The following is a 21,008-nucleotide window of genomic DNA, read 5'->3' as shown; positions in this document are numbered from 1 at the left end:
GGCGTCAGAGCTGGCGCGCGACCTCCGAGGCGACCAGCTCGAGGTGGTCGAGGTCGGACATGTCCAGCACCTGGAGGTAGACGCGGCGCGTGCCGACGGCGGCGTAGCGTCCGATCGCGTCCGCCACCTCCGCCGGGGTGCCGGCCGCGCCGTTGGCCCGGAGTTCGTCGACGTCGCGGCCGATGGCGTCCGCCCGGCGGGCGATCTCCGCTGGGTTCCGGCCGCAGCACAGGACGAGGGCGGCCGAGCGGACGATCTCCCGCGGATCGCGGCCGTGGGTGGCGCAGGCCTCGTCGACGCGGCGGTACTGCGCGGCGACGGTGTCCACGTCGGCGAACGGCACGTTGAACTCGTCGGCGAAGCGCGCGGCCAGGTCGGGCGTGCGGCGCGTGCCGTGGCCGCCGATGATCATCGGCGGGCGCGGCCGCTGGACGGGCTTGGGCAGGCCGGGGGAGTCGACCATCGCCAGGCGCTTGCCGCGGACGGTGACGGTCTCGCCCTCAGGCGTGTCCCACAGCTCCCGCAGGGCGCCGAGGGTGTCCTCGAGGAGGTCGAAGCGCTCGCCGAGCGGAGGGAAGGGGATGCCGTAGGCGGTGTGCTCGTCGGCGTACCAGCCCGCGCCGAGGCCGATGTCCAGGCGGCCGCCGGACATGTGGTCGACCTGGGACATGGAGATCGCCAGCGGTCCGGGGTGGCGGAAGGTGACCGAGGTGAGCAGCGTGCCGAGCCTGATGCGCGAGGTCTCGCGGGCCAGTCCGGCCAGGGTGAGCCAGGCGTCGGTGGGTCCGGGCAGGCCGCTGACGTCGCCCATCTTGAGGTAGTGGTCGGAGCGGAAGAAGGCCTCGTAGCCCAGGTCCTCGGCCGCGCGGGCCACGGCGAGCTGGTCGGCGTAGGTCGCGCCCTGCTGGGGTTCCACGAACACGCGGAGGGAGACTGTCGATTCACTGGACATGACAACCAGTCTGCCCGCGCGCCGCGTCGTGGCGCCAGCCGCGAGGGGGGAGTGGGCCCCGCCGCAGACCGCTGCCATGGCTGTCGCTGCGTCGTCCGCCATGCCTCGCGGATGGTCGCAGTCCCTGCGGTGAATCGCCGTGTCGGGCGAAGCTGTTGCGACCAAGGCCGCAGCGATTGCGACCAGGCGGCGCGAGCTCGCCGCAGGGGGCTGGGCGGCGGAGGCTGGGCGGCGGGGGCTGGGCGGCGGAGGGGGGTTAGTTGGTGTCGGCGACCAGCGGCTCGATGGTGAGGTGCTCCATCTCCTTGGTGATGTACTGCAGGCGCCATTTGTCGCCGAAGAGGGCGAGCAGCTCGCCGTCGGTGCGCTGGAGAACCTCCACCCCGCGCTGGCGGCCGAGCTCGACCGCCGAATCGGCGTCGGTGCGCCGGGCGATGGTGTACGGGAGGTTGTCCACGATCACCTCGACGTTGAACTCGGTCTTCATGCGGGCCGTGACCACCTCGAACTGCATGGGGCCGACCGCGGCCATGACGGGGTTGGCGTCGCCGCGAACGTCGTTGCGCAGGATCTGCACCACGCCCTCGGCGGCCAGCTGGTCCACCGCCTTGCGGAACTGCTTGTAGGTGCCGAGCGATTTGGTGCGCAGGACCGCGAAGTGCTCCGGGGCGAACTGCGGGATCGGCGGGAACTGCACCTTCTTACCGGTGTAGAGGGTGTCGCCGGGGGCCAGGGCGGTGGCATTGACCAGGCCCACCACGTCGCCCGGGTAGGCGGTCTCGACGGTGGTGCGGTCGCGGCCGAACACGGTGAGCGCGTACTTGGTGGTGAACGGCTTGCCCGTCTGCGCGTGCTGGACCACCATGCCGCGCTCGAACTCGCCGGAGACCACGCGCATGAACGCCAGGCGGTCGCGGTGCGCGGCGTCCATGCCGGCCTGCACCTTGAACACCACCGCGGAGAACGGGTCGGAGGTGTCGCGCGGGGCGCCCGTGACGGTGGGCCAGGCGCGGGGCGGCGGGGCCAGCTCGACCAGCGCGTCGAGGATCTGGTGGACGCCGAAGTTGAGCATCGCGGAGGCGAAGATCACCGGGCTGGTCTCGCCGGCCAGGTACAGCTCCTGGTCGTGGTCCTGGCCCATCGCGGACAGCAGCTCGGACTCCTCCACGGCGGTCTCCCACACGTCGCCCTCGCGCTCGGCGGCGGCGGCCGGGTCGTAGTGCTCCTCCGGCGCGATGGTCGAGCCGCCGGCGGTGCGGGTGAAGTGGACGTACTCCTCGGGCGCGCCGTCGGGGCCGCGGCGAAGCAGCCCGCGGTAGTCGCCGGCGATGCCGACGGGCATGTACAGCGGGGTGGGGACCAGGCCGATCTGCTCGGCGATCTCGTCCAACAGCTCCAGCGGTGCCTGGCCGGGCCGGTCCCACTTGTTGATCACCGTGATGATGGGCAGCCCGTTGTGCTTGCACACCTGGAACAGCTTGAGCGTCTGCGGCTCGAGGCCCTTGGCGGCGTCGATGAGCATGACCGCGGCGTCGACGGCGGTGAGGACGCGGTAGGTGTCCTCGGAGAAGTCGGCGTGCCCGGGGGTGTCGACGAGGTTGATGACGTAGGGGTCGTCGGGATCCGATCCCTCCGGGGCGTACGTGAACTGCAGCGCGGTGGAGCTGACGGAGATGCCGCGGGCCTTCTCCATCTCCATCCAGTCCGAGACGGTGGAGCGGCGGCCCGACTTGCCGTGGACGGCGCCGGCCTCGGTGATCACGCGGGCGTGCAGCGCGAGCGCCTCGGTGAGCGTGGACTTGCCGGCGTCCGGGTGGGCGATCACGGCGAAGGTGCGGCGCCGGGCGACCTCGGAGCGGACGTCCGTGCCGGCCCCGGACCCGACGGGACCAGCGGGCCCCCCGGTCGTACCGGTGTCCTCGGCGGTCTCCGTCACGCGTCCTCCTCGAAGCTCCGGCGGCGCCTCGCCGCGGTCATCCCAGGGTACGTGCGCGGACGGTCGAGCACCCAATCCGGCGGTGCGCCGCGCGGGGCGCCGGGGGCACGCGAAAGTCGAGGTCACACGGTGCGCGGGGGGGTGTCGGACCCGGCCGCCCCGGTTCGCGCACGCGGCGGATGCCCCGGTCCGTCAGGCCTGCCCGCGCAGCGCGTCCAGGTGGCGGCGGGTGAGCCGGTTCTGCTCGAGCCGCGCGAGCGGTGCGCCGAGCCGGGCGAGCGGCGTGGCGTGCGCGGATTCGCCCTCGATCCGCATCCGGACCGCGCCGGTGGCCCGGTCGAGCTCGACGAGGAACGATTCCCACCCGCGCTCGGGGTGGCCGGGCAGCGTGCGGTAGGTGAAGCCGCGGGTGTCGGGGGAGTCGATCACCTCGGTGACCTCGCACGGCGCGGTCATCCGCAGCCAGGCGGCGGGGCCGGACCGGGGGCGGAGGGTGACGACCCGTCCGGGGGTGGCGGGGCCGTCGACGACGACGACGAGGCCGGCCCCCCGGTGCATGTCCCAGTGGATCAGGGCCCGGCTCGCGCGGTCGAAGAGGTCGGCGCCGGCCCCCAGGACCGCCTCGCGCTCGAACCGGCGGGCGCTCACCCGGAGTGGACCCGGTTCTGGGCCGTCTCCAGCCCGTGCTCGAGCAGCAACTCCACGGCGTCCGCGGCGTCCTGGACGAGGAACGGGACGTCGGGCTGCTCGAGCTTGGAGAATCGCTTGAGCACGTAGTCCGCCACCTCCATTCGACCCGGCGGGCGGCCCACCCCGGCGCGGACCCGGAGGTAGTCGCGGGTGCCGAGCGCGCTGGTGATCGAGCGGAGTCCATTGTGCCCGCCCTCGCCGCCGCCGCGCTTGAGGCGGACCTGGCCGAAGTCGATGTCGATCTCGTCGTGCACGACGATCACCTCGGTGGGCGGGACCGAGTAGTACTTGGCGACCGCCGCGACCGGGCCACCGGACAGGTTCATGTAGCTGCGGGGGCGGGCCAGGATCACCTGCCGGCCGGCGAGCCGGGTCTGGGCGATCTCGCAGTTGGTCCGCTTGTGCGTGGAGAAGCTCGCGGGCATGGGCAGGGCGCGGGAGGCGAGCTCGAGCAGGACGTCCCAGCCGATGTTGTGGCGGGTCCCCTCGTAGTCGGGGCCCGGGTTGGCCAGGCCCACCACGAGCGCGGGGCCGGGGGCGTCAGCAGTACTCACGCGCCCATGATCCCAGACCGCGTGGATCGCACGTCGCGTCAGGTCCGCAGCTCCGCCCGCGCGGTGTCGAGGACCGCGGCCGTGAGGGCGTCGAGGTCCGGGGACTGGAGCTTCCAGTGCTGCCAGAACAGCGGGACGTCCAGCGGTCGGTCGGGGGAGACCTCGGAGAGCTCGCCGGAGACCAGCCACGGCGTGGCCAGCTGCTCGGGAACCAGACCCCAGCCGAGGCCGGCGGCGATCGCGCGGACGTGGTCGTGCGAGCTGGGCACGAAGTGGCGGGGGCCGGTCGGTTCGCGGCGGGCGACCCGGCGGTAGTGGTGGTTCTGGTGACCGTCGCTGCGGTCGAAGTCGACGATCGGGGCGCGGCCGAGCGCGGCGGTGGGGCCCTCCCGCAGGTGCCGGGCGACGAATCCCGGGCTGGCGCAGGCCAGGTACCGCATCGACCCCAGGGGCACGGATCGACACCCCTGGACGGGCCTGGCCTGGCTGGTCACCGCCGCCATGACCTCGCCGCGACGCAGGAGATCGGTGGACAGCGACTCGTCCTCGCGGCGGATGTCGAAGGTGACCCGGCCGGCGGAGCGGACGTCGGTCGCGGCGTCGAGGAACCACGTGGCCAGGGAGTCGGAGTTGCAGGCCACGGCCAGGACGACGGGCTCCGCGGCCGTCTGGGCCCCGCGGAACTCCTGGGAGAGCGACTCCTCCAGGTGGAGCATCTGCCGGGCGGTCCGCAGGACGGTCTCCCCGGACTCGGTCGCCGTCACCGGGCGGTCGCGGCGGACGAGGATCCGGCCCGCCGAGTCCTCCAGCGCGCGGATCCGCTGGGACACCGCGGACTGGGTGACGTGCAGGTGCCCGGCGGCGGCCTCGAAGGAACCGAGGTCCACCACGGCGGCGAGGGTGCGGAGCTGGTCCAGGTGGAGAGGGAGCATAAGTAGAACTAATGGTAATCCATGAACTGTAGTGGCGATACTGCCTTCCGGGTGCCTAGCGTGACACCGTGACCACTTCCTCCACCCTCCTCATGGGCGCCGGCATGGGCCTCGGTCTCATCGTTGCCGTCGGCGCGCAGAACGCCTACATCCTCCAGCGGTCGATCCGCGGCGACGTGGCGATGGCCCCGATAGTCGCGTTCTGCGTCCTCTCCGAGGCCGCGCTGATCCTGCTGGGCGTGGCGGGCGTGGGGGCGCCTGTGGAGACGGCGCCGGCGGCCATCACGGTCATGACGTGGCTGGGCGTGGTCTGCCTGCTGACCTACGGGGCGTACGCCGCGGTCCGCGCGCTCCGCCCGGGCGGCGGCCTGCAGGTGGGTGGCGACGCCCGCATCCCCTCGACGATGGGGGCGGTGGCCGCGTGCGCGGCGTTCACCTGGCTCAACCCGCACGCCTACCTGGACAGCGTGGTCTTCCTCGGCACGCTCGCCAATCAGCAGGGCGGCGACCTGCGCTGGGTGTTCGCGGCGGGGGCGTTCCTCGCCGGCACGGTGTGGTTCTCGCTCATCGGCTTCGGCGGCAAGGCGCTGCGCGGGCTGTTCGCCAGGCCCGGCGCGTGGCGGGTGCTGGACGGCGGGATCGCGGTGATGATGGTCGTCCTGGCGGTGGGCCTCATCCGCGGCTGACACACCGCGGGCCCGGTGCGACGCGATCGTCGTACCGGGCCCGGGTCGCCGCGGCCGGAAGCCGCGGCGGGAGGATCACTCCGCGGAGCTGGCCTTGTCGGCGGCCTGCGCCTGCTCGATCGACGCCGCGACGCCCTCGTCCTCGCCGGCCTCGAGGTCGGCCTCGGACGGCGCCTCGAGGATGTTGACGATGAGCATCTCCGGGTCGGAGACCAGGGTGCAGCCCGCGGGGAGCTCGATGTCGGCGGCGGTGATCTGGAGGCCGGCGGCCGCGCCCGCGACCGAGACGTCGAAGCCCTCGGGGAGCTCGGTGGCGTCGGCCTCGATCTCGATGGAGTTGGCGTCCTGGGTCACCAGGGTGCCCGGCGCGGAATCGCCGACCAGGGTGAGGGCGATCTCCACGACGACCTTCTCGCCCTTGCGCACGACCAGCAGGTCGGTGTGCTCGATGATGCGGGTAAGGGGGTGCACGTCGATCTGCTTGGGCAGCGCGAGCTGCTCCTCGCCCTCGATGTCCAGGGTGAGCAGGGAGTTGGTGCCGTGGGCGCGGAGCACGGCGGCGAACTCCAGGGCGTTGAGGAGCAGGTGGCGGGGCTCGGTGTGGTGGCCGTAGAGCACCGCGGGGACCTGGCCCTCGCGGCGGGCGCGGGGGGGGGGGCCCTTGCCGAACTCGGTGCGGGTCTGGGTCTTGAGGTTGTTGACTTCCCTGGCCATGATGAACCTTCTGTCGGTGGGGAGCGCGTGGCGCTCGGTGGGTGAGGCGACCTCCCCGGCGACCGAGACGATCGCCTGGGCGGCCCCACCGGGGGACCACACCGACAATGATCGCGTCGATAACGGAGTGACCCACCAGGGGTCCTCCCTCGCCGAGATGACCGGCCCAGCCTAGCGGCGGGTCGGGCGCGGCCACAAATCGCTAGAGGATCTCCTCGACCGCCGCGGTGGGCCGTGCGAGCCGGGTCCCCTTGCCGGTGACGACGAAGGGACGCTCGATGAGCCGCGGGTGGGCGACCATCGCGGCGAGCAGCTCGTCATCGGAGGCGGAGAGCAGGCCGAGTTCGGTGAACTCGGCCTCCTTGACGCGGACGGCCTGCCGGACCGTCAGCCCGGCATCGGCGATGAGCGTGCGCAACTCGTCGATCGTCGGCGGGGTGTCGAGATACCGGATGACCGTCGGCTCGACCCCCCGCTCCCGCAGCAGTTCCAACGCCTGCCGGGACTTGGAGCAGCGGGGGTTGTGGTAGATCGTGGCGCGCCCCGCGCGGTCCGCGGACACGCTAGGCGGACCCGTTGAACAGGCTGGTCACCGATCCGTTCTCGAAGACCTCGTGGATGGTCCGGGCCAGCAGCGGCGCGATGGACAGCACGGTGAGGTTGTCGAACCGCTTCTCCGGGGGGATCGGCAGGGTGTCGGTGGTGATGACCTCCTTGGCGCCGCAGTTGGCCAGGCGCTCGGCGGCCGGGTCGGAGAAGATGCCGTGGGTGGTGGCGATGATCACGTCGCCGGCGCCGGCGTCCTTGAGCACCCTGACCGCGCCGGCGATGGTGCCGCCGGTGTCGATCATGTCGTCCATCAGCACGCAGGTCTTACCCTCGACGTCGCCCACGACGCGGTTGGACTTGACCTGGTTGGGCACGTTGGGGTCGCGGGTCTTGTGGACGAACGCCAGGGGCGCACCGTCGAGCGCGTCGGCCCACTTCTCGCCCACCTTGACGCGGCCGGCGTCGGGGGAGACCACGACGATGTTGTCCGTGCCGTAGTGCTCGCGCACGTAGTCCGACAGCTGACCCTGGGCGTGCATGTGGTCCACGGGGCCGTCGAAGAAGCCCTGGATCTGGTCCGTGTGGAGGTCGACCGTGATGATGCGGTCCGCGCCGGCGGCCTTGAGCAGGTCCGCGATGAGGCGGGCCGAGATGGGCTCACGGCCACGGTGCTTCTTGTCCTGCCTGGCGTACGGGTAGAACGGCAGGACCGCGGTGATGCGCTTGGCGGAGCCCCGCTTGAGCGCGTCGATCATGATGAGCTGCTCCATGATCCACTTGTTCAGCGGGGCGGGGCAGCTCTGCAGGACAAACGCGTCGCAGCCGCGCACCGACTCCTCGAATCGGACGAAGATCTCGCCGTTGGCGAAGTCGCGCGCGGTCTGCGGGGTGACCTCGATCCCCAGCTCGGCGGCGACCTGGTCGGAGAGCTCCGGGTGCGCTCGGCCCGCGAAAAACATCAGGTTCTTCTGGTTGTCGATCCAGTCGCTCACGGTGTGAGTCCGTCCTTCTGGGAGTCGTTCCGGCTACGTAGGGCGGCCTCGGCCGAACCGGAATCCGGTCGGTTCTCGATCACCCAGTCGTCGATGTTCCTCTGGCGTCCGCCGGACACCGCGAGGGCGCCGGGCGGGACGTCGTCCTTGATCACGGTACCCGCGCCCGAGTAGGCGCCGTCACCGACGGTCACGGGCGCGATGAACATGGTGTCCGATCCCGTGCGGCAGTGGCTGCCGATCACCGTTCGGTTCTTGTTCACGCCGTCGTAGTTGACGAACACGCTCGAGGCCCCGATGTTGGTGTGCTCCCCGATGGTCGCGTCCCCGACGTAGGTCAGGTGCGGGACCTTGGTGTGGGCCCCGATGCGCGACTTCTTGATCTCCACGAACGTGCCGATCTTGCTGCGTTCGCCCAGGTCCGCCTCGGGGCGAAGGTAGGCGAACGGGCCGACCTCGGCCCCGGCCCCGATGGTGGCGCCCACCGCGTGGGTGCGGACGACCGTCGCTCCCGGTCCCACCGTGGTGTCCTGCAGCGTGGAGTCCGGGCCGACGGTCGCGTCGTCGCCGATCACCGTCGCCCCCGTCAGGTGGGTGCCCGGCAGGATCGTGACGTCGCGCCCGATCCGCACGTCCACGTCGACCCAGGTGCTGCCCGGGTCCACGATGGTGGCGCCCGCGCGCATCGCGGACTCGCACAGGCGGCGGTTCATCTCGCGGGCCAGGGCCGCCAGCTGCACCCTGTCGTTGACCCCCGCCACCAGGTCGGCGTCCTCGATCCGGTGCCCCCGGACGACCCCGTTGGCGCGGCGGGCCAGCTGGATGACGTCGGTGAGGTACAGCTCGCCCTGTGAGTTGTCGGTGCCCAGCTCGCCCAGCTTGTCCCGCAGGACGCGGGCGTCGAAGGCGTAGATGCCGGAGTTGACCTCGTCGATCGCCCTCTCGTCCTCCGAGGCGTCCTTGTGCTCGACGATCCTGAGCACCTCGCCGTCGTCGTTCCTCACGATCCGGCCGTACCCCGTGGGGTCGGGTGCCGTGGAGGTGAGGACGGTGACCGCCGCGCGCGGGCGCATGCCGTGGCGGCTGACCACCTCGCGCAGGGTGTCCGCGTCGAGGAGCGGGATGTCCGAGGTGGTGACCAGCACGGTGCCGGAGAAGTCGGCGGGGATCGCGGCCATGCCCGCGGCCACCGCGTCCCCGGTGCCGTTCTGCCGCTCCTGGACCGCGGTGGTCACCGGGACACCCAGGTCGACGGCGAGCCCGGCGACCGCCTCCGAGACCTGCTCGCGCTGGTGGCCCACCACCACCACGACCGAATCCGGCCGGATCCCGGCCGCGGCGTGCAGGGCGTGGCCGAGCATGGTCCGCCCGCACACGCGGTGCAGCATCTTGGGGGTCGCGCTCTTCATCCGGGTGCCGGAGCCGGCGGCCAGGATGATGACCGCGGTCTGCTCGCGATCGGTGGGGGGTGTGGTCATCTGATCTCCTCGGGCGGGTGCCACTGAAGGATAAGGGGTGACCCCGACAGCGCGAACCGTGTCGCCGAGTACCCTGCCCCGCGTGTCACTTCTCCGGCGGCAACTCGCGGACACCCGGCCACTGGCGCAGCCGGACTTCCGCAGGTTGTGGATCGCCAACATCGTCACCGTGATCGGTGCCCAGCTGTCGATCGTCGCGGTCCCGCAGCAGGTGTTCGAGATCACCCGCAGCTCGGCGTACGTCGGGCTGACCGGCGTGTTCGCGCTGGTGCCGCTGATCGTGTTCGGGCTGTGGGGCGGGGCGCTGGCCGACGCGCTGGACCGGCGCAGGCTGCTCATGGTCACCACGACCGGCCTGATCGTAACCGCCGTGCTGTTCTGGGCGCAGGCCGCCGCCGGCAACCGCAACGTGTGGGTGGTCATGGTGTTGCTGTCCGTCCAGCAGGCGTTCTTCGCCGTCAACCAGCCCACCCGCTCGGCGATCACGCCGCGGCTCATCCCCGCGGACCAGCTGGCCTCGGCGAGCGCACTGATGATGACCGTCATGCAGTTCGGCGCGATCGTCGGGCCGGTCACCGCCGGCATCCTCATCCCCGTCGTGGGGTTGCAGTCGCTGTACCTGCTGACGGCCGTCGCGCTGCTGGCCACCCTGTACGCCGTGTACCGGCTGCCGCCGCAGCCCACGTCGGGCGAGCGGAGGTCCGCGGGCCTGCGGTCGGTGATCGACGGGTTCGCCTACCTCGCCACCCGCCGGATCCTGCTGGCCTCGTTCCTGGTGGACGTGATCGCCATGGTGTTCGGCATGCCGCGGGCCCTGTTCCCGCAGATCGCCACCGAGTCGTTCGGTGACCCGGCCTCCGGTGGGAGCGCGCTGGGCCTGCTGTTCGCCGCCATGAGCGTGGGTGCCGTGCTGGGTGGGGTGTTCTCCGGCTGGATCCCGCGGGTGCGGCGTCAGGGTCTGGCGGTGCTCGTGTGCGTCGCGCTGTGGGGACTGGCGATGGTGGCGTTCGGGCTGGTCGTGGGGGCGGCCTCGCCGGACGGGTCGGCCTGGTGGCTGTGGCTGGCCCTGCTCGCGCTGGCGTTCGGCGGTGCGGTGGACATGGTCTCCGCGGCCTTCCGGCAGGCGATCCTGCTCGACTCCGCGACCGACGAGATGCGCGGCCGCCTCCAGGGCGTGTTCATCGTGGTGGTGGCCGGCGGCCCGCGCCTCGGAGACGTCGCTCACGGCGTGGCAGCCGCGTCGGTGGGCACGGCCGTCGCCGCGGCGGGTGGTGGGGTGCTGGTGGTGATCGGCGTGGTGGTGGCCGCCGTCGCGTTCCCGGCCTTCCTGCGCTACACCGTCCGCAGCGCGGTCGAGCGTGGCACGAGGGGCTGAGGAAATGCCCTCTGACCTGCGCTCCCCCGCCAGGACTCGAACCTGGAATATCTGAACCAAAATCAGAAGTGTTGCCGATTACACCACGGGGGAACGGCCCGGTACGGGCCGCCCACATTCTGGCACACGTCGGGTCGGCCCACCGGCGGTGCCCGCCGGGTTACAGGTCCGGCCGCTGTCACCGACTAGCCTCAGATCAGGAACTGGAGGGTGGACCATGACGGGCGAGTCGATGCCGGCGCCGAGGACGAGGATGTCGGCCGTGAAGCGACGGCAGCAACTGGTCGAGGTGGGCCGTCGGATCTTTGCCGAATACGGCTACGACGCCGCGACGGTGGAGGAGATCGCGGCCGCCGCGAACGTCTCCAAGCCGGTGGTCTACGAGCACTTCGGCGGCAAGGAGGGCCTCTACGCGGTGGTCTGCGACCGCGAGCTGGCGTACCTGGGCGCGGAGATCACCGAGTCGCTCAAGGGCGAGGGGGCGCGGCGGCGGATCGAGCGGGCCGCCATGGCGCTGCTCCGGTACGTGGAGGAGCGGACGGACGGGTTCCGGATCCTGGTGCGGGAGTCGTCGACGGTCAGCGGGGGGTCCTACTCGACTCTGCTCAACGACGCCACGGCGAGCGTGACGTACATCCTCGAGGAGGAGTTCGTGGCCCGCGGGTTCGATCCCGTCACCACCAGCGTGTACGCGCAGGCGCTGGTCGGCATGGTCTCGGGGACCGCGCAGTGGTGGCTGGACGTGCGTCATCCCCCCAAGGAGGAGGTGGCCGCCCACATCGTCAACCTGTGCTTCAACGGGCTCTCGCACCTCGACCCGCTGCCGTCCCTCGAGAAGGACGTGTTGGACGAGTACACCTCTCCCAGTCGTCCGGAGGGTGACTCCGCCGGTCGGGACCTACGGCCGGGCCCGGGACGCCCCTAGCGCCCCGGGCCCGGATCCGGACGTACTGGTCAGGCCGCGGCGACCGGCGTCGCCGACAGTCGCGTCGCGTCGGACCGCAGCCGGAATGCGACGGCGGCCATGAGGGCGCCGACCGCCAGCCCGAACCATCCGGCGAACGTCACGAACGTGCCGATCGCGGACGGTCCGAACACCCCGAGCCCGAGCCCGAGCGCGATGAGCACCGCCCCGAGCGCCCCCATGATCCGCGAGTCGGAGATCTCCGGGCGCAGCGTCCGGGCGCCGTAGGCGACGAGCGCCCCCGAGGCCACCAGCCAGGCGGCGAACAGCAGCGTCAGGACGGTCGCGGAGAGTCCCGGCCAGAACAGGACGAGCAGGCCCAGCACGATGAAGCCCGCGCCGGCGGCGAGCAGGCCGCTCCGGCCGCGGTACTCGTCAGGCAGGGCCAGGCCGGTGGTGACGGTCATCGCGCCGTCCCCGATCGCGAACGCGGCCACGAGGAAGGTCGCGAGCGTCATCCCGGTGCTGGGGGCCAGGAGGGCGGTGGCGCCCAGGCCGAACGCCAGTGCGCCGCGGATCAGCTGGATCCACCAGTTGCGGGTGAGAGAGTCGATCATGATGTCCACCTTTCGTGCGCCGGCGTCTTTGCCGTGCGCTACTGTAATGATCACTACGGTAAGTCGCGGGGGGTCCGGACGCAATGAGGTGCTCGACACAGGACAGGGAGGACCCGATGGCAGAGGACACGAGGAGCCCCGGCGCCAGGCGGACCCGCGCGAGGGGTCGCGAGTCCCGGCGGCGGATCATCGAGGCCGCGGCGGCCGTGGCCGGGGAGCGCGGGTACGAGGGAACCACGATCGCGCAGATCAGCAAGGCCAGCGGGCTTCCCGCCAGCTCGATCTACTGGCACTTCGCCGACAAGGACGCGCTCCTGGCCGCCGTGGTGGAGGAGAGCATCGAGCTGTGGCTGGGGCAGGTCACCCGCGGGGAGGGGGAGTCGCTCCCGGAGCGGGTGACCGCCTTCTGCCTGGGCGTGGCCCGGACGTTCCGCGAGTCACCGGACTTCCTGCGTCTGGGGCTGATGCTGGCGCTGGAGCGGCGGCCCGTGGAACCGGTGGCCCGCGAGATCTACCTGCGGCTGCGGGGCGAGGCGATCGAGCGGATCGCGGAGGAATTGGGTCGGGTCCGGCCGGGGCTGACGGGCGCGGACGCCCGGCTCCTGGCCACGTACGCCCTGGCGGGGGGCGACGGCGTCTTCCTCGCCTCGCTGACCGGGGACGCCGACGTGGCGGAGCTGTTCAGGCTCCACGCGGAGGCGATCGTCCACCTGGTGGAACAGGCGGAGGGCGCGGGGACCTAGCGCGGAGGCCTGCGCGGGAGCGTGGTCAGGCGCGGCGGAACACCTCCAGGAGGAAGCCCTCCTCGCGGTGGTGGACCAGCCGCTGGAGCTCGTCGCGGCGGGCCAGCGCCGCGTGGACGTCCTCCCCGTGGCACGCGTGATCCTCCGAGCGCCCCAGCCAGTGGCACGCCACCACCGTGCCGCCGGACTCGACCAGCCGCAGCAGGTCGCCGATCAGCGCGTCGAGCCGGTCGGCCGCCGTGTAGTAGAGGAACTCCGAGAGCACCAGCAGGTCGCAGGCGGGGCGGGGCCACGGGGCCAGGGCGTCGGCGGTGCGGACGGAGACGTGCGCCAGGCCGGCGCGCGAGATCCGCCGGCGGGCCCGCTCCGCGGCGGCGTCGACCACGTCCACGGCGTGCACCTCGTCGCAGCGCGCGGCCAGCGACTCGGTGAGCACGCCCACCGAACAGGCGGGTTCGAAGCACACCCGGTATCGCCGCTCGGGCAGCGACGCCACCAGCAGGCCGTAGCGGCGGAGCTCATACCAGGAGCCGGCGAAGTCCCACGGGTCGGCGGAGTCCGCGTACACGGACTCGAAGTAGTGGCCCGGCGTGCTCACCAGAACACCGTCTCCTCGCGGGTCACCAGCCGGTCGAGGATCCAGTCGGGCAGGATCGCCTCGTCGCCCGGCCGGTCGGACAGCGGCGCGACCTGGGTGACGAACTCAGCCACCGCCGCGCGCTTGGCGGCCAGCTCGGGGCGGGAGAGCACCACCCGGCGGCGCCGGTCCCACGGCACGCGCGGGTCGCCGGGGCGGGCCCAGTGCCAGGTCCACACCGGGTACTCGACCAGCCGGGCCCCGGTGGCGGCGCAGGCGTCGGCGGCGGCCCGGCCGCAGGCCTCGTGGTCGGGGTGCCCGTCCCCGCGCCAGGTCGCCAGGACCAGGGACTCGACGCCCGGGTCGCCGACGGCCCGAGCGATGGCCTCGGTGAGCTCGCCCGCTCGCCCGCCGACCCCGCCGTCCGGCAGGCCCAGGCGGACGGGCTCCGGCAGCCCGAGGAGGGCGCACGCGCGCCGGCTCTCCTCCACCCGCAGCCCGGCCAGCCGCCGCGGGCTCATCGTGGGGGAGTCGGGGTGGGAGGCGTCGCCGTCCGTGACGGCGAGGACGACGACCTCGACGCCCGCGGCCGCGAACCGGGAGGCGGTGACGCCCACGCCGAGGATCTCGTCGTCGGGGTGCGGCGCCACCACCACGAGCCGCCGGTACCGCTCGGGCACGGTGACGGCCGGGTCCGGGGCGCGGCCGGCCAGCCAGCGGGCCCAGTCGACGGCGGGGGTGCCGCGGTCGCCGGGGCCGATCCCGGCCCAGCCGGCGGGATCGCGCACCGGCCCAGCAGTCGAGGGCCCAGCACCCGAGGACCCTGCGTCGGCGGGCCCATCAACCACGGGCCCAGCCCCCGTGCGTCCGGGCCGTGCGGCCGAGGCCGGCCAGGTCGCGTTCGGCGTGGAACTGCCGGATGTACACGCTCGCGTCGAGCACGGCCTGCGCGTGGCGCGGGTCCATCGCGAGTGGCCCGGCGCCCAGGGCCCGGCCGACCCGGCGGACGGTGTCGTCGACCGCGGCCTCCACGATCGCCCGGACGCGGACCGCGCGGTGGCGGGCGGCGACGAGCCCGGCGTCGGCGTCGGCCGGGGAGGCGGCCCCGGCCCCGGCCCCGTCGACCTCGCGGGCGGCCGCGTCGAGCGCCCACACCGCCCCGCCCAGGGCCGCGTCGACCGCGCCCAGGTGGGCCAGCGCGTGCTCGTCGGCGTCGGGGCGGCTCGCGCGGGCCACGAGCGGCCGGGCCACGGCCACCCCGGCCCCCAGCCAGCACGCCGCCACCCCGATCCCCCCGTGCCAGAACCCGGGCCGGTCCAGGTAGGAGCGCCGGTCACCGACCGTGCGCGCCGGGACGTCGCGGAACTCGACGGCCGTGGTGCCGGTCTGCGCCATCCCCGGGTGCGCCCAGCCGTCCGGCCGGGCGGAGACCCCGGGGTGCCGCAGGTCCACGGCGAACAGGCGCGGCTCGTCGTCGTCCAACGCCGTGACCAGCGCGTGCGTGCACACGGTCGCGCCGGAGCACCAGGCCTTGACCCCGTCGAGCACCCACCCGTCCCCGGCCCGCCGCGCGATGAGCACCGGCATCGGCGGCTCGGCGGCCCACACGCCCCAGAACTCGCCGGGCCCGACCCGGGTCCCCTCCACCTCGGCGAGGATCGCGTCGGCGTCGGCGTGCGCCTCGACCAGCCGGCCGGCCGAGACGTCCTGGGCGCACATCGCGGTGAGCTCGGTCCAGCGGGCGCGGGTGTCCCCGTGGGCGGGCAGGGGCAGGTCGGCGCGGCCGGTGCGGACCCACTCGCGGGCGAGGGCGGCGCCGCGGGGGCGGTCGGATGAGTTCATGGGGTGACCCCGTTCCAGGTGTGGTCCAACTCGGTGGTGGCCAGGTGCCCCGAGAATCCGCCCGGGGTGCGGGAGTGCCGGCGGGCGGAGGTGGTGACCGGCGCGGCGGTGGACCACTCGACGGCCAGGCCGGCGCGCTCGGCGCGCTGCACCAGGCGGACATCCTCGTGGACCGGCAGGGGCTCGAAGCCGCCCAGGTCGCGGTAGGCGCGGGCGGAGATGCCGATGTTGGCGCCGTGGATGTGGCGGTGGTCGGCGCCGGAGCGGTAGCCCTCGAGGTACCGCGTCCGCGTGGCCGGGTTCCAGTCGGACCAGTCGGTCACCTCGACCAGCCCGGCCACCACGTCGGCGCCGTCGAGCGCCAGGGCCAGCTGGTCGACCAGCCACGTGCGGGGCACGCGCGAGTCGGCGTCGGTGGTGGCGTACCAGCGTTGCCCGAACTGCGTGGGGCCGGGCCGGGGGAGGGTGTCGAACCCCAGGGCCCGCGCGGCGCCGACGTTGCGCGCGTCGCTCCGCACGATCCGGGCCCGGCCGCGGGCGACGTCCTCGGTGGCGTCGGTGCAGGAGTCGAGCACCACGGTCACCGTCACCGGCACGGGCGTGGCCTCCGCGCACACGTCCAGCGAGTCCAGGCACCCGGCGATCAGGTCCTGCTCGTCGTGGGCGGGGATCACCACGTCGATTCCCACGAAGCGCATCCGACCCCTTTCAGCTCACGCGGCTGCGGTCCGGCCGTCGGGCGTCGCCCGCTCTAGAGGTTGCCGAAGAAGTCCGCCCAGTAGAAGTCCCAGAACGCCCACAGGATGACCGCGCCCACCGACAGATACCACACCACAACCGGCACGAGATGCCACCGCTGGAGCGCCCGGACCCACCCGGCACCGGTGAGTTTGGCCAGCACGTGCAGCAGCGTGTACCAGAACAGGGGGATGGTCACGGCCCACACGACCATGCACCACGGGCACAGCACCTGGATGGAGAAGATCGACTGGAACGCCAGCCAGTGGACGAACCCGGCACCGAACGTCAGGCCGAGCAGCGCGCCCACCCAGTACCAGCGCGGGAAGCGCACCCCGGAGGCCGCGGCCACGCCGATCGCCAGGATGATCGCGAATCCGATCAGTCCCATGAACGGGTTGGGGAACCCGAACGCCACTCCCTGCTCGGAGCTGATGACGCTCTTGCAGCTCATGAGGATGGAGAAGTTGCACGCCGGGGTGTACTCGGGGTTCTCCAGGATGCGGATCTTGTCCAGGCTGAGCTGGAACGAGGCGAGCAGCCCCACCGCCGAGCCCAGGGTCAGCAGGACGCCCATCCAGCGGTCGGTGAACACGCGCGAGCCGATGCCGCCGCGCTCGACCTCGTCCGGACCGGCGGGGGCGATCGTCACCGGGACGGCGGGGTCGCGGGCGGGGTCGACGGGCTCGGCGTCTGTGGTCTGGCGCATGCGCACAGGCTACCGTCGCGGGAGCGCCACTAGACTGGGGGACCGCCGGCGGCCGGACGTGCCGCCGCCGCCACTCCCGCACCGCCAGACCCGCCCCACCCGTTCCCGATCCGGAGACCCCCACGCGTGAGCACCCCTGCCGCCAGCCCCACCACCGCAGCCCTGTCCGGCCTGGCCGGCGCGGTGATCGCCAACCCGGCCCTGGCCGACCTGCGCGGGGGCCTGGACCGGGACGCCGCGGTGGTCCGCTCGCCCGAGGCGCTGCGGCCGTTCCTGGTGGCGGCGCTGGCGCAGCGCGCACCGCTGCTGGTGGTGACCGCCACCGAGCGCGAGTGCGAGGAGCTGGCCGACGAGCTGTCCGGGCTGTGTGACGACGAGGTGGCGCAGTTCCCCAGCTGGGAGACGTTGCCGCACGAGCGTCTGTCGCCCGCGGCCGACACGATCGGTCGCCGGCTGGAGGTCCTCAGCTCGGTGATGGCGGGTCGGGCCCCGAGGATCGTCGTGGCGGCGGCGCGGTCGGTGGTGCAGCCGATCTCCCCCGGGGCGGCCCGCCGGGAGCCGGTGCGGCTGGCCACGGGCGCCGCTCTGGACCCGGCCGAGCTCCTGGCGACCCTCACCGAGTTCGCCTACAACCGCGAGGACATGGTGTCCCGGCGCGGGGACGTGGCGGCGCGCGGCGGGATCGTGGACGTCTTCCCGACCACCGCCGACCACCCGCTGCGGATCGAGTTCGACGGCGACCAGATCGCCGAGATCCGCGAGTTCGCGGTGGCCGACCAGCGCTCGCTCCCCGACGGCGAGGTGGCGTCCACGGTCGTCTACCCGTGCCGGGAGCTGCTGCTCGGCGAGGAGGTCCGCGCCCGCGCCCGGGAGCTCGCCGCCACGCACCGGGGGAACCCGACGCTGGCCGAGCTGCTGGACTCGCTGGCCGAGGGCATCCCCCGGGACGGCATGGAGGCGCTGACCTCGGTGCTCGTGCCGGAGGAGATGGCCACGCTGCCCATGCTCATGCCCGCCGGCACCCGCGTGGTGGTGCTGGACCCGGACAAGGTCCGCCGCCGCGCGGCCGACCTGGCCACCGCGGGCCGGGAGTTCCTCGAGGCGTCGTGGACCGCGGCCACCATGGGCGGCGACGCCCCCGTGGACAGCGAGACGCTGGACCTCTCCGGCTCCGGCTACCGCACGTTCTCGGCCGTCCGCTCCGAGGCCACCGACGCCGGGCGGTCGTGGTGGCAGCTGGTCCCCCCCGGCTTCCTCACCGACCCCGAGGACGGCGCGGTGGTGACCGTGGCCGCCGGCGACCCGCCCGCCCCGCGCGGCAGGGACTCGGAGATGGAGGCCATGTTCTCCCGGCTGCGCGCGCTGGTGGCCGGCGGCGGCCGGGCCGCGGTGGTGGTCCCGGGCCACGGCACCGTCGCGCGCGTGCTGGAACGCCTGTCCGAGGCGGAGGTCCCCGCCGCGGCCGCGCGGGCGGGATCGGAACCCGGTCCGGGTGTGGTGTCGGTGTACGAGGCGGTCCTGCACGGCGGGTTCGCGCTCTCCACGGACGCCGGGGCGGGGGACGGCGCCCTCGTCGTCGTCTCCGAGACCGACCTCACCGGCAACCGACTCGGCGCCACCACACGCCCCAAGGCGCGGCACTCCAAGCGCCGCAACCAGGTGGACCCGCTCGCGCTCAAGGCCGGCGACCCGGTGGTCCACGACCAGCACGGCATCGGGCGGTTCGTGGAGATGGTCGAGCGGCAGGTCCGCGGCGGCGACGGCTCCTCCCGGCGCGAATACGTGGTGATCGAGTACGCCCCCGGCAAGCGCGGCGGGGCGGGCGACCGGCTGTACGTGCCCATGGAGTCGCTGGGCCAGCTCAGCCGCTACGTGGGCGGCGAGGCGCCCACGCTGAGCAAGATGGGCGGCGCCGACTGGCAGAACACCAAGCGCAAGGCCCGCAAGGCGGTCCGCGAGATCGCCACCGAGCTGGTGCAGCTCTACGCCAAGCGGCAGTCCGCGCCCGGTCACGCCTTCGGCCCCGACACCCCCTGGCAGCGCGAGATGGAGGACGCGTTCCCGTTCACCGAGACCGTGGACCAGCTCACCGCGATCGAGGAGGTCAAGGCAGACATGGAGAAGACCGCCCCCATGGACCGCGTGGTGGTGGGCGACGTGGGCTACGGCAAGACCGAGGTGGCGGTGCGCGCGGCGTTCAAGGCCGTGCAGGACGGCAAGCAGGTCGCGGTGCTGGTGCCCACCACGCTGCTCGCGCAGCAGCACCTGGCCACCTTCACCGAGCGCATGACCGGGTTCCCCGTGACCATCAAGGGGCTCAGCCGCTTCACCTCGGACGCCGAGGCCAAGGAGGTCCTCAAGGGCCTGGCCGAGGGCACGGTGGACGTGGTGATCGGCACCCACCGGCTGCTGGCCACCGGGGTGCGGTGGCGCAAGCTCGGCCTGGTGATCGTGGACGAGGAGCAGCGCTTCGGCGTGGAGCACAAGGAGCACATCACCTCCCTGCGCACCCACGTGGACGTGCTCACCATGTCCGCCACGCCGATCCCGCGGACGCTGGAGATGTCGCTGGCCGGGATCCGCGAGATGAGCCAGATCCTCACCCCGCCCGAGGAGCGGTTGCCCGTGCTCACCTACGTGGGCGCGCACTCGGACAAGACCGTCGCCGCCGCCATCCGGCGCGAGCTGCTGCGCGAGGGACAGGTGTTCTACGTCCACAACCGGGTGCGGACCATCGACGCCGCCGCCGCCCGGATCCGCGACCTGGTGCCCGAGGCGCGCGTGGTGGTGGCGCACGGGCAGATGGGGGAGGAGCAGCTCGAGCAGACCGTGGGCGGCTTCTGGAACCGCGACTACGACGTGCTGGTGTGCACGACCATCGTCGAGACCGGGCTGGACATCTCCAACGCCAACACGCTCATCGTGGACCGCTCCGACCAGCTGGGGCTGTCGCAGATGCACCAGCTCCGCGGGCGCGTGGGCCGCTCGCGCGAGCGCGGCTACGCCTACTTCCTCCACGACCCGGAGAAGACGCTCACCGAGACCGCCTACGACCGGCTGGCCACCATCGCGCAGAACAACGACCTGGGCGCCGGCATGGCGGTGGCCATGAAGGACCTCGAGCTGCGCGGCGCGGGCAACGTCCTGGGCGCCGAGCAGTCGGGGCACATCGCGGGCGTCGGCTTTGACCTCTACATCCGTCTGGTGGGCGAGGCGGTCGAGGCGTACCGCTCGGTCGCCGACGGCAAGACCGTCGAGGTGGAGGAGGAGCTGGGCGAGATCCGCATCGAGCTGCCGGTCGACGCCTACATCCCGGTCGAGTACGTCGACGGCGACCGCCTACGCCTGGAGGCCTACCGCAAGCTCTCGCAGGCGCGGGTGCCGGGCGACATCGACTCGGTGGTGGAGGAGCTGATCGACCGCTACGGGCCCCTGCCCGTGGAGGCCCGCCGCGTGGTGTCCGTGGCGCGGCTGCGGCTGGTGGCGCAGAAGTACCGCGTGCGCGAGATCGTGCTGGCCGGCTCGCGGCTGCGCGTGGGCCCGCTGGACCTGCTGGACTCGCAGCAGATCCGCCTCAAGCGCATGTACCCGGCCGCGCAGTACCGGGCCACCCAGAAGACCGTGCTGTTGCCGCTGCCCAAGGCCGCCGGCGCGCGCGCCGGCGCGGGCGGGGAGAAGGCGCGCGACGACGAGATGTTGCAGTACGCCGCCGATTTCCTCACCGCGATGGCAGGCGACCCGGAGGGCTCGCACCCGGTGATCCAGCCGGAGACGGCGGCCGCGCGATGAGAGCCGCGCGATGAGAGCCCCGCGATGAGGGCCCCGCGATGACCGGGGACGGGGAGCGGCTGCCGGCGCACGGCCCCGCGCCCCGCCCCGCGCCACGCCCCGCGCCCCGCCCCGCGCCCCGCCGAGAAGAGGATTTCGTGCACGGCTACTCGGCGGATACGAGCGAAATCCTCTTCTCGGCGGGGGCGGAGGACGACGGTTCGGCGGGGGCGGAGGACGACGGTTCGGCGG

General features: G+C 73.1%; 20 protein-coding genes and 1 tRNA gene. 5 read left to right on the top strand and 16 right to left on the bottom strand.

Annotated elements, in window-relative coordinates; translation table 11 throughout:
• Nucleotides 1–4: 4 nt before the first annotated feature.
• The 5 genes from Q0444_RS10345 to Q0444_RS10325 all read right to left on the bottom strand — a co-directional run bounded on the left by Q0444_RS10345 (nucleotide 5) and on the right by Q0444_RS10325 (nucleotide 5,064).
• Complete coding sequence (locus Q0444_RS10345; protein WP_299023188.1) at nucleotides 5–952, bottom strand: LLM class F420-dependent oxidoreductase; 948 nt, start codon at nucleotides 950–952, stop codon at nucleotides 5–7.
• 256 nt (nucleotides 953–1,208) lie between these two features.
• Nucleotides 1,209–2,888, bottom strand: coding sequence for a peptide chain release factor 3 (locus Q0444_RS10340; protein WP_291080917.1), 1,680 nt, complete (start codon nucleotides 2,886–2,888; stop codon nucleotides 1,209–1,211).
• A gap of 192 nt (nucleotides 2,889–3,080) precedes the next feature.
• On the bottom strand, nucleotides 3,081–3,536 hold the full coding sequence (locus tag Q0444_RS10335; protein ID WP_291080915.1) for a DUF1990 family protein: 456 nt from the start codon (nucleotides 3,534–3,536) through the stop codon (nucleotides 3,081–3,083).
• Entirely contained in the window at nucleotides 3,533–4,132 is a 600-nt protein-coding gene (pth, locus tag Q0444_RS10330; RefSeq protein WP_291080913.1) for an aminoacyl-tRNA hydrolase, read from the bottom strand. The genes Q0444_RS10335 and pth overlap by 4 nt, the downstream gene beginning before the upstream one ends.
• Nucleotides 4,133–4,170: 38 nt before the next feature.
• Nucleotides 4,171–5,064, bottom strand: coding sequence for a LysR family transcriptional regulator ArgP (locus Q0444_RS10325; RefSeq protein ID WP_299023187.1), 894 nt, complete (start codon nucleotides 5,062–5,064; stop codon nucleotides 4,171–4,173).
• Between the two features lie 68 nt (nucleotides 5,065–5,132).
• Here Q0444_RS10325 and Q0444_RS10320 point away from each other — a divergent pair, with 68 nt between their 5' ends.
• A complete protein-coding gene (locus Q0444_RS10320; protein WP_299023186.1) occupies nucleotides 5,133–5,750 on the top strand; it encodes a LysE/ArgO family amino acid transporter in 618 nt (205 codons plus the stop codon).
• Nucleotides 5,751–5,825: 75 nt separating this feature from the next.
• On the opposite strand, the gene Q0444_RS10315 is transcribed toward Q0444_RS10320, so the two are convergent.
• The 4 genes from Q0444_RS10315 to glmU form a co-directional block, all read right to left on the bottom strand.
• A complete protein-coding gene (locus Q0444_RS10315) occupies nucleotides 5,826–6,464 on the bottom strand; it encodes a 50S ribosomal protein L25/general stress protein Ctc (RefSeq protein ID WP_299023185.1) in 639 nt (212 codons plus the stop codon).
• A 202-nt stretch (nucleotides 6,465–6,666) separates the two neighbouring features.
• Nucleotides 6,667–7,026, bottom strand: a complete 360-nt coding sequence (gene arsC, locus Q0444_RS10310; RefSeq protein WP_291080904.1) for an arsenate reductase (glutaredoxin) — start codon at nucleotides 7,024–7,026, stop codon at nucleotides 6,667–6,669.
• Nucleotide 7,027: 1 nt separating this feature from the next.
• Complete coding sequence (locus Q0444_RS10305; protein ID WP_291080902.1) at nucleotides 7,028–8,005, bottom strand: ribose-phosphate diphosphokinase; 978 nt, start codon at nucleotides 8,003–8,005, stop codon at nucleotides 7,028–7,030.
• Nucleotides 8,002–9,483, bottom strand: coding sequence for a bifunctional UDP-N-acetylglucosamine diphosphorylase/glucosamine-1-phosphate N-acetyltransferase GlmU (gene glmU / locus Q0444_RS10300; RefSeq protein WP_299023184.1), 1,482 nt, complete (start codon nucleotides 9,481–9,483; stop codon nucleotides 8,002–8,004). The genes Q0444_RS10305 and glmU overlap by 4 nt, the downstream gene beginning before the upstream one ends.
• A gap of 82 nt (nucleotides 9,484–9,565) precedes the next feature.
• Between glmU and Q0444_RS10295 the strand changes: the two genes are divergently transcribed.
• Complete coding sequence (locus Q0444_RS10295; RefSeq protein ID WP_299023183.1) at nucleotides 9,566–10,858, top strand: MFS transporter; 1,293 nt, start codon at nucleotides 9,566–9,568, stop codon at nucleotides 10,856–10,858.
• 21 nt (nucleotides 10,859–10,879) lie between these two features.
• Here Q0444_RS10295 and Q0444_RS10290 read toward each other — a convergent pair.
• Nucleotides 10,880–10,951, bottom strand: a tRNA-Gln gene (locus tag Q0444_RS10290).
• Nucleotides 10,952–11,111: 160 nt separating this feature from the next.
• Between Q0444_RS10290 and Q0444_RS10285 the strand changes: the two genes are divergently transcribed.
• Complete coding sequence (locus tag Q0444_RS10285; protein WP_291084651.1) at nucleotides 11,112–11,783, top strand: TetR/AcrR family transcriptional regulator; 672 nt, start codon at nucleotides 11,112–11,114, stop codon at nucleotides 11,781–11,783.
• Between the two features lie 29 nt (nucleotides 11,784–11,812).
• On the opposite strand, the gene Q0444_RS10280 is transcribed toward Q0444_RS10285, so the two are convergent.
• Nucleotides 11,813–12,379: an HdeD family acid-resistance protein gene (locus tag Q0444_RS10280; protein WP_299023182.1), complete on the bottom strand. Its 567-nt coding sequence runs from the start codon at nucleotides 12,377–12,379 to the stop codon at nucleotides 11,813–11,815.
• A gap of 116 nt (nucleotides 12,380–12,495) precedes the next feature.
• On the opposite strand from Q0444_RS10280, the gene Q0444_RS10275 reads away from it, so the two are divergent.
• Nucleotides 12,496–13,122, top strand: a complete 627-nt coding sequence (locus Q0444_RS10275) for a TetR/AcrR family transcriptional regulator (protein WP_299023181.1) — start codon at nucleotides 12,496–12,498, stop codon at nucleotides 13,120–13,122.
• Nucleotides 13,123–13,147: 25 nt separating this feature from the next.
• Here the strand turns inward: Q0444_RS10275 and Q0444_RS10270 are convergent, their stop codons facing one another.
• From Q0444_RS10270 to Q0444_RS10250, 5 genes are read right to left on the bottom strand one after another with little or no spacing between them, the layout of a single operon-like run.
• Nucleotides 13,148–13,720: an SAM-dependent methyltransferase gene (locus tag Q0444_RS10270; protein ID WP_299023180.1), complete on the bottom strand. Its 573-nt coding sequence runs from the start codon at nucleotides 13,718–13,720 to the stop codon at nucleotides 13,148–13,150.
• Nucleotides 13,717–14,487 (bottom strand): PIG-L deacetylase family protein, encoded by a 771-nt coding sequence (locus tag Q0444_RS10265; protein WP_299023179.1) that lies wholly within the window; start codon nucleotides 14,485–14,487, stop codon nucleotides 13,717–13,719. Before Q0444_RS10265 ends, Q0444_RS10270 begins: the two co-directional genes overlap by 4 nt.
• Before the next feature lie 52 nt (nucleotides 14,488–14,539).
• On the bottom strand, nucleotides 14,540–15,541 hold the full coding sequence (locus Q0444_RS10260; protein WP_291084637.1) for an acyl-CoA dehydrogenase family protein: 1,002 nt from the start codon (nucleotides 15,539–15,541) through the stop codon (nucleotides 14,540–14,542).
• The gene (locus Q0444_RS10255) at nucleotides 15,538–16,239 is read right to left on the bottom strand and encodes a glycosyltransferase family 2 protein (RefSeq protein WP_291084634.1); all 702 of its coding nucleotides are present in this window, start codon (nucleotides 16,237–16,239) and stop codon (nucleotides 15,538–15,540) included. Before Q0444_RS10255 ends, Q0444_RS10260 begins: the two co-directional genes overlap by 4 nt.
• Before the next feature lie 53 nt (nucleotides 16,240–16,292).
• A complete protein-coding gene (locus Q0444_RS10250) occupies nucleotides 16,293–16,988 on the bottom strand; it encodes a vitamin K epoxide reductase family protein (RefSeq protein ID WP_291084631.1) in 696 nt (231 codons plus the stop codon).
• A gap of 126 nt (nucleotides 16,989–17,114) precedes the next feature.
• On the opposite strand from Q0444_RS10250, the gene mfd reads away from it, so the two are divergent.
• Entirely contained in the window at nucleotides 17,115–20,777 is a 3,663-nt protein-coding gene (mfd, locus tag Q0444_RS10245) for a transcription-repair coupling factor (protein WP_299023178.1), read from the top strand.
• Nucleotides 20,778–21,008 lie beyond the last annotated feature (231 nt).

It is taken from the genome of uncultured Dietzia sp. (genome assembly GCF_937873725.1).
GTDB lineage: Bacteria > Actinomycetota > Actinomycetes > Mycobacteriales > Mycobacteriaceae > Dietzia.
This window is presented reverse-complemented; position numbering and strand designations above follow the sequence as displayed.

Bases quoted from the DNA above. Each gene is read 5' to 3' on its own strand.
- Q0444_RS10255 (WP_291084634.1), bottom strand. From the start codon at position 16,239: ATGCGCTTCGTGGGAATCGACGTGGTGATCCCCGCCCACGACGAGCAG.
- Q0444_RS10325 (WP_299023187.1), bottom strand. From the start codon at position 5,064: ATGCTCCCTCTCCACCTGGACCAGCTCCGCACCCTCGCCGCCGTGGTG.
- Q0444_RS10280 (WP_299023182.1), bottom strand. From the start codon at position 12,379: ATGATCGACTCTCTCACCCGCAACTGGTGGATCCAGCTGATCCGCGGC.
- Q0444_RS10275 (WP_299023181.1), top strand. From the start codon at position 12,496: ATGGCAGAGGACACGAGGAGCCCCGGCGCCAGGCGGACCCGCGCGAGG.
- Q0444_RS10315 (WP_299023185.1), bottom strand. From the start codon at position 6,464: ATGGCCAGGGAAGTCAACAACCTCAAGACCCAGACCCGCACCGAGTTC.
- Q0444_RS10260 (WP_291084637.1), bottom strand. From the start codon at position 15,541: ATGAACTCATCCGACCGCCCCCGCGGCGCCGCCCTCGCCCGCGAGTGG.
- Q0444_RS10345 (WP_299023188.1), bottom strand. From the start codon at position 952: ATGTCCAGTGAATCGACAGTCTCCCTCCGCGTGTTCGTGGAACCCCAG.
- Q0444_RS10285 (WP_291084651.1), top strand. From the start codon at position 11,112: ATGTCGGCCGTGAAGCGACGGCAGCAACTGGTCGAGGTGGGCCGTCGG.
- glmU (WP_299023184.1), bottom strand. From the start codon at position 9,483: ATGACCACACCCCCCACCGATCGCGAGCAGACCGCGGTCATCATCCTG.
- Q0444_RS10250 (WP_291084631.1), bottom strand. From the start codon at position 16,988: ATGCGCCAGACCACAGACGCCGAGCCCGTCGACCCCGCCCGCGACCCC.